The 7,443-nt window shown below is 57.4% G+C and carries 6 protein-coding genes; all 6 read right to left on the reverse strand.

The genetic code is table 11. The features are described from left to right. Nucleotides 1-3 precede the first annotated feature (3 nt). A complete protein-coding gene (locus A1332_RS22815; protein WP_197491544.1) occupies nucleotides 4-450 on the reverse strand; it encodes a hypothetical protein in 447 nt (148 codons plus the stop codon). Then, the gene (locus A1332_RS22820) at nucleotides 451-1,674 is read right to left on the reverse strand and encodes a type II secretion system F family protein (RefSeq protein ID WP_064010695.1); all 1,224 of its coding nucleotides are present in this window, start codon (nucleotides 1,672-1,674) and stop codon (nucleotides 451-453) included. A gap of 1 nt (nucleotide 1,675) precedes the next feature. Further along, a complete protein-coding gene (locus tag A1332_RS22825) occupies nucleotides 1,676-3,328 on the reverse strand; it encodes a GspE/PulE family protein (RefSeq protein WP_064010696.1) in 1,653 nt (550 codons plus the stop codon). 4 nt (nucleotides 3,329-3,332) lie between these two features. Then, entirely contained in the window at nucleotides 3,333-4,058 is a 726-nt protein-coding gene (locus A1332_RS22830; RefSeq protein WP_064010697.1) for a hypothetical protein, read from the reverse strand. Further along, the gene (locus tag A1332_RS22835; protein WP_064010698.1) at nucleotides 4,036-5,847 is read right to left on the reverse strand and encodes a hypothetical protein; all 1,812 of its coding nucleotides are present in this window, start codon (nucleotides 5,845-5,847) and stop codon (nucleotides 4,036-4,038) included. Before A1332_RS22835 ends, A1332_RS22830 begins: the two co-directional genes overlap by 23 nt. Nucleotides 5,848-6,254: 407 nt before the next feature. Next, a partial coding sequence (locus tag A1332_RS22840; protein ID WP_197491545.1) for a type II secretion system protein occupies nucleotides 6,255-7,443 on the reverse strand: 1,189 nt, incomplete at its 5' end.

Here is a 7,443-nt window from a genome sequence, read left to right on the forward strand (position 1 = left end):
CGGTCAGCGCAACACCCTGATCGAACCTAGCGTACCGGTTTCAACGGTCACACTGAGGCGGGTAATTTTGCTGACGCGGATCGCGTTCTTGGGTTGCGATGGATCGAAATTGAATTCGTCACCTTCGCGAACCATAAAAGTCCCCACGCCGCTGACTTCCAACAAGGCAATGAACGCCTTGCCGGAGGGATTCAACAAACCGCGTAATTTCAGGTTCGGCACCTTCATGGTTTCTTGATTGGGCAAAAATCCGTAAGCGCCGGCAGCCGCGCCCCCCTGCGCGCCCGCCGTATCGTACATAAGCTGACTGGGTGTGAACGGGTCGCGCAACTGCTTCGGCGCCGAGGGAGTCGGCAGCGGCGTAGCCGGGGATTCCAGGGCATGCACGGCGATTGCCGTCATTGAAAAAGCAAGGCCGACAACCGGCTTGATCGAATTCGACAAACTCATTTAATGTCCCGATACCAAAGAGAATAAGGCTTGAAAAAATGCATAATAGACAAAACCCACCATCGAACCGATCACCAAAATCATCACCGGTTCAATCAGGGCCGACAGACGCTTGATCGCAATTTCCAACAGCTTTTCGTAATAAATCCCCAGTTCCTGTAACACCTCGTCCAGCGCCCCCGTACCTTCGCCCACGGCGACCATCTGCACCACCAGGGGTGGAATGCGCGGATGATCGATACTGCGCGCAATATCCCGGCCCTCCAGAATCTGGTTGGACGCTGCCAGCAATTGATCGACATAAACCCGGTTACCCAGCAGATTAGCGGTGATTTTCAATGCTTCGAACACGGTCACACCACTGCGCAGCAGAATCGACAAAGCCCAGTTCATCTGCGCCATCGAACCGGTCACCAGCAGCGAACCGATCACTGGCAACCGCAGCAACAGCCGGTCTAGCCACAAGCGGCCGTTACGGGTTTGATAAATCAATATCACCAGCAGCAGCAACGCAGCCGCGCCGCCGGCCAGCCACAGGCCATGCTGGCGCACGAAGTCGGAAATATCCACCAGCAACTGGGTGGATGGCGGCAAGGCCTTCCCTTTGCCCATCAAGAACTTGCTGAATTTGGGGATGATTTTTACTACCATGAAAATGCCGACGCCAACCGCCGCCAGCACCACGATTGCCGGGTAAATCATCGCATTGATGGTCTGCGCCCGCAGTGCGGCTTTTTTATCCAAGTGTATCGCCAACCTTTCCATGATTTGGTCCAAATCCCCTGTGGTCTCCCCGGCAACCACCAAATTGATCGCCATTTCCGGAAACACCGCCTTGTGCTTACTCATTGCCGACGACAGCGATTGGCCGACCCGAATGTCTTTCAGCATCAGGCGCAATGTCAAATTCAAACGCGGATTGGTCAATTGCGCCTGGGCCAGCTCCAGTGCTTGCGCAACCGGCAAACCCGCCCGCAGCATAAAACTCATTTGTCTGAAGAAGAAAATCAGCGCTGTTGTCGACACCGAACGTTGCGAGGCCAACCAGTCCGAGAAATTGGCCTGACCAAAAAAGCCGCTGCTGCCGCGCCCCTGCCGCAACGCCAAGACTCGCAAACCGCGCTGGCGCAATTGCGATGCTGCATTACCCATATCGTCGGCTTGCAGCCTGCCACCAATCTCGTTACCGCGCTCGTCCAAGGCGGTGTAAACAAATTCGGCCATCTCAGTTTACTCCGCGCATGCCGCGGGTTTTGTGGAGCGCCACATCGCGTAACTCGTCCAGCGTGGTCATGCCCAACAGCACTTTACGGCAACCGTCCTCCCACATAAAACTCAAACGCTCGCCGGCACTGGCTTCCAGGGTTTCCTCATCGGTACCGCGTGCCACCAGGCGCGCCAGGGTTTCATCCAGCCACAGGGTTTCGAATAAACCCAGTCGGCCGCGAAAACCACTGCCCTGGCAGATCACACAACCACCCGGTTCGTAAATCCGCACAGCATCTTCATCCCGGCCCAGTTCCGCCTGCTCTGCCGGTGTGGCCCAGCGCGGTTTGCGGCAATGACCGCATAAACGGCGTACCAAGCGCTGAGCGATCACAGCCGCCACCGTAGAACCGATCAGGAACGGTTCGCAACCGATGTCGATCAAGCGCGTGACGGCGCTCACCGCGTTGTTGGTATGTAGCGTCGAAAACACCAAATGCCCGGTCATCGCCGCTTTTACCGCCACATCGGCAGTCTCCGGGTCCCGGATCTCCCCCACCATCAGCACATCCGGATCGTGCCGCAAAAATGAACGCAGGGCGTCGGCAAAGCTGACTTTCGGCCCGGTCTGCAATTGGGAAACGCCGTGCATCACATACTCGATGGGGTTTTCCACGGTCATGATGTTGATGTCGGGGCGGTTAATTTCCTGCAGCGCGGCGAATAAGGTGGTCGATTTACCGCTCCCGGTCGGGCCGGTCAGCAGCACCATACCGTAGGGACGGTGGATCACTTTGCGAAAGTGCTGCAAGTCTTCATCCATCATGCCCAGATCGGCCAGCGTCAAGCCAAACGCCTCTTGGCCGAGCAGCCTTAGGGTAATCCGTTCGCCAAGCCGGGTCGGTGCAGTCGCCACCCGAATGTTAAAGCCCTTGTCGATGGGCCGGGGCAAATGATAGGAAAAACCGCCATCCTGCGGCATGCGCTGTTCGGCAATATCCAAGCCGGCCAGCACCTTGACCCGCGATACCAGAGCGGCAGCCGCGCCGGTGTTGGCAACCAACGGAAAATCGCGCAATTTGCCGTCCACCCGCAAGCGGACCCGCAGACCCTGCGCATCCGGCAACAAGTGAATATCCGAGGCCCGATAAAAATAGGCTTCGCGGATAATACCATCCAGCATGGCCACCAAATCGGTATCGGTCTCCGCCGTCACCGCGCCGCTTTGTTCCGGCGCCGACTTTCCGGCCAATGCCTGCTTAACCTTTAATTGCAACAACGCCAGATCGGCCATTGCCAGCGGCAATACCTGACCCAATAAGCGTTGCACCGAATCGATCCCGGCCCGGTCGCCCGGATCACTGCAGATCAGTAAGACCTGTTCGCCATCACTGACTGGCAACAGCAACTTGCGCTGCACCAGACTGGGCGGAATTTTTTTTAATAAGGCGTTTTCCACCTGCAACGTATCCAGATCGACATACGGCATGCCGTATTGCTCGGCCACCGCCCGGTGCAACGCCGATAAGGGAAAGCGATAATGGGCCTGAACCATAGTCAGCAGACTTAAGCGTTGCCGCCGCGCTTCCAGACGCATCCGTTCCAGTTGCGCGGCCTCCACCAAGCCACAGCGCACCCCAGCTTCCAAGAGATGTTCGTCATTGATAGCCATACGCTTACAGCGCCAAAATTACTTCGGCCAGCAGGGATTGCGGATAACCCGGCATCGCCAACACCGGCATGCGCTCGACACTGATGCGCAGCACCGCCACTTGAAACGGCAGCCGGTCCAAATCGTGAATGAAGCGGTTCAAGGCCAGGTAAGAGCCCTCCACCTCCAGGCGCCGCAGCGGCCTTTCCAACAACGAACCCGGCGACATGCGCGCAACCCAACCGGCACTCAACGGCGGAATCACGGCAGTCGCGGGCGCGATCGGAGCCGCCGGCGTCACGGTCGCCGACTTGCTTTTCCGGTTTTTCTTGCCGGTTGCCGGTGCCGCAGGAGCCGGCGCGGCATTGCTGTTCACCGCAGCCTTAAAAACTTCATTGGCACGCACATGGATTTGTGCATCCCGCGCCACTTTGGAAATATTCACGATCAGGAACTGCGAGTCGTCCGGAGCCAGGTGTTTTTCCACACTATCCGACTGATCCTTGATGGCCGCCAGCACACGCTCTTGTTCCGCTAATTGGCTCTTCAAGCGGTCGATGTCCTCATCCGGCTCCTCCGGAATCTCGGCGGTATGTACGCGCTTATCGGTGGCTTCCGCGGTTTGCTGCAACTGGCCGATTTCCCGGTTGGCCGGCACCCAGCGCAACCAGGCGTATCCACCGATCACGATCACGCCGATAGCCAGGGCCGACAACCATTGTTCGCGATTACTCAAAGGGGGTAGTTTCATGTGGGTTTGGATTGGATAAACGAATGATTTTGCCGTCCGGCTCGGCCAATTTGACCAGCCGCAACGAAATACTGAAGCCGTTACTGCTCAGAGGGCCCTTGCCGAAAGTCACTTTGGGCTCACGAACATGCAGATCCCAGCGGGCGGCGGCATCCCCTACGCGCTTAATAAACATCTGCGCGGCGCTGTCGCTGAGCGCCCAGGCCTCCAGCACCAGATTTTCGGCTTCGATGCGCTTGTCATTGATTGGGTTGGGCGGCAGGGTCGGATTGGCTGCCGGTTTTAATGCCGACTTATCCGGCTCGTCCAGGCGCTCGATGACCACCTCATTGTCAACCAGCGTTTGCAGCATACCCAGCACACCTTTCACCAAGTCCATGCGCTCCGGAATATCTTCGTCGTAAAAGCGGGCCAGATTTTCCAGACGCAACTGTTCGGTTCGCAGGCCCTTGATCTTGTCCTTGATCTGGCCGATTTCTGCGGTTCGGGCGGTGATGCGTTTAATCGCCTCGTCGATACTCTGCCAGCTGTTATCGACCTGTTGCTTGTAACTGTCGACGCTGCTTCTGCGCACCCACAAGGACAGCTCGGCCACGCCGACCAACACCAATAACACCAGCACCAGCGCCGCTGCTCGCACCTCCAAGCGATCACGCAGCGCCGGCAACGGGCCGCCTAAACGCACACCCACGCAACGCTCGTCCTCGGCCAAACCCAATGCGTGGCAAGCCGCTCCGGCCATCCCCGGCGAGACCTTATCCCCAACCACAGCATGGGTTAGCGGGTGCAACTCCAGTTCCAGCATGTGCTCCAAATCGGCCGCCAGCTCCGGTGCCGGCGGCCAACTAGCCAGCCAGACCGGCTCGCGCGGCGGCGCATGCAGCGCGTGATAGCTTTCCAGACAAATATCCAGCGGCGCTTTGTGCAGATTCAAGTAATGGCGTAGCGCGGTGAAACCGCTACCGGCTATCCGCGTGCTAAAACCCAAACCGGGCTGGGTCTCCAGCAGCACCGCGTGGGTTTCTGCCGCGGGAAGCAAGGCCGCGCTGCAACCGGTTAAAGGGTACATGGTCCGCAACTTCAGACCCTGGCGCGCGAAAGCGTCCGACCAGCGCTGCAACAAACTTTGATGCACGCAACTAATCAGCCAATTAAAAGTACCGGGTATATCTTCCACCGCGCTCTGCGCCGCCCAACCCACTTCGATGGCCTCGTCCGCGGCTTTCAGCCATTCCTGTCCGGTCAAGCAAGCATTGAGCTGACTGCGCTTGATGTAACCCAACTCCACCGCCAGATCGCCAAAACGCCTTAAGGAAAACTGCTCGGCCAACGCCAAGCCACCGCCGGCCCTGGATTTGCCTTGCTGCATATCCATCACCGCCCTTGCCTGCTCCTCGGTCATATACCCTTGGCCCACCAATAAATGTCCCACCGACCAGCGGGTGACGTGCTGCAGCAACAGCGGCTCGGCTTCCCAACGCGCCAGTTCCAACATCTGCAATAAAGGCCGGGGTTTGCGAGGATTGACCGGTAACTCCACCAGCGTGGAAAACACCGCCGGCGACAACAGAATCGCGGAACCGCCGCCCTGCCAACCCTGGTTTTTCAGCGCCGCCAGCACATCGCCCAGGCCTTCGGCCATATCCACCTGTTCGGTTTTTGCCTGATAGAGCAGTTCCATATCCTGATCGGAACGGCGCAACACCGCCGCGCGCAACGAAAAACCATCGGTCTCGCAGACCAATAACTGCGACGGGGTAGCGAAGGGGAGAAAACGATTAAATTTCATCGCGGTTGGGTTTTAAGGACGTTAAAGATAATGGATCGGCATTCTGTCGCTCTAACGCCCTCGGTTCCAGGCTCCCGCGTAGCAGGTAGGGCATAACTGGCATTTCGGACCGGCCATTCGGCTTTCCGCATATAGTCCAGCATGCGAAGGCTGGTAGGGATTCCCTCAGAACACCGTGTGAACCAGGTCAAGTTAAGGCCCTGGTGTTTTACTCCCCTCTTTGAAAAAGAGGGGTTGGGGGAGATTTTTCGAATAAATCCCCCTCGATTCCCCTTTTTCAAAGGGGGGAGGAAGGCTTGAGTCAATACCGGTGACGGTCCGGCGTGGACATGCATCCCGGCCCACATTGAAAACCGGTAGTGATTCCCATGCGAGAGCGAAAGAACCGGGGCTGAGAGCTAGAACTATCAAGGGTGGACGCTCCATCTGAGTGGAGCCGGAGGACCAATTGGGACACTGCGTGGCATAGCCTGAAACAGGTAGGGTTGGTTAGTTGGTGTGTAAGCAATCGGCACTGCCTCGGTTCCATAACGCGTGCAATCGCCGTCGAACCGCTTGCCATCAACGGCATTTGGATTGGCCGGATCGTTACAAACAATGGATAGGGAGAAGTGACCCATCGTATCCGGCAGAGCTGCAAAAGGGGACGTTAGCGTCAATTGCGCACTGGACGTCAATTGCGCAATTGACGGCAGTACTATAAAACCATCGCTGCCGATCGAAACTTGATTTAGGTTCAATGTGGTGCCGGTAGGGACAGTTAGAGTTTGCCCATTTGTTACTGCCACCGAAACCCCACTTACCGGCACATTCATGGTTGCTGCTGGGAAGGAAGCGCTCTCAACCTTACCTATAGCCCCTGGCTGACTATCGTCGGCATAACTCAGCACTAACCGGAGGCTGTTTTGCGCAATCGAAACAGCACCTGCTCCCGTGTTGGCAAAGCGAATGGTGATGCTGCCCCAACTTTGGAAAGTCACGTTGAAATCGAAGGGATTAACCAGTGGTGTGACAGCGGCGACAGTCGCTCCCACCGGATAGTCATCAACGGGTGTCGCACCGTCCGCGACGGAGTTCAGCCCGAAGCTTTGCAGTTGAATCTGAGTGCCATCGTTCAGAAAGCCCCAGCCGAAATCGACGCCGCCATCATCGTTCTGATAACCGTCTCGAAGGCGTAACACACCGTCGCTATCAGGTAACATCACCAGATACGGCCCACGCCAACCGGCCACCAGCCCGCTATTACTGTCAAAGGCCGAGGTAGTTAGCGCGTTACCGGGAGAGGTGCAATCCAAAGCATCGGTAAGTTCTCGCAAGCAGTTAGGCAAGCGCCCCATATCCGCCACAAAGCCGCTAAGCTCCGGGGCGCCGTTCACTGTGCGGGCCGGATCGCCGACGATGGCTTTGCGGATTAACTCCATGCGGCGCTTGGTTTCATCGTATTTGGCTTGATCTTCCACACCCTCGGTCAACATCAACCCGGTGGAGGCCACCAGGGCCATCAAAAAAATCACCAACAGCATTTCCAGCAGGGTAAAGCCGCGTTGGGATTTGTGATGTCTCGAACCGACCGCAGGTAGGGTGGATAAGCGCAGC

Source organism: Methylomonas methanica, from assembly GCF_001644035.1.
Lineage (GTDB): Bacteria > Pseudomonadota > Gammaproteobacteria > Methylococcales > Methylomonadaceae > Methylomonas > Methylomonas methanica_A.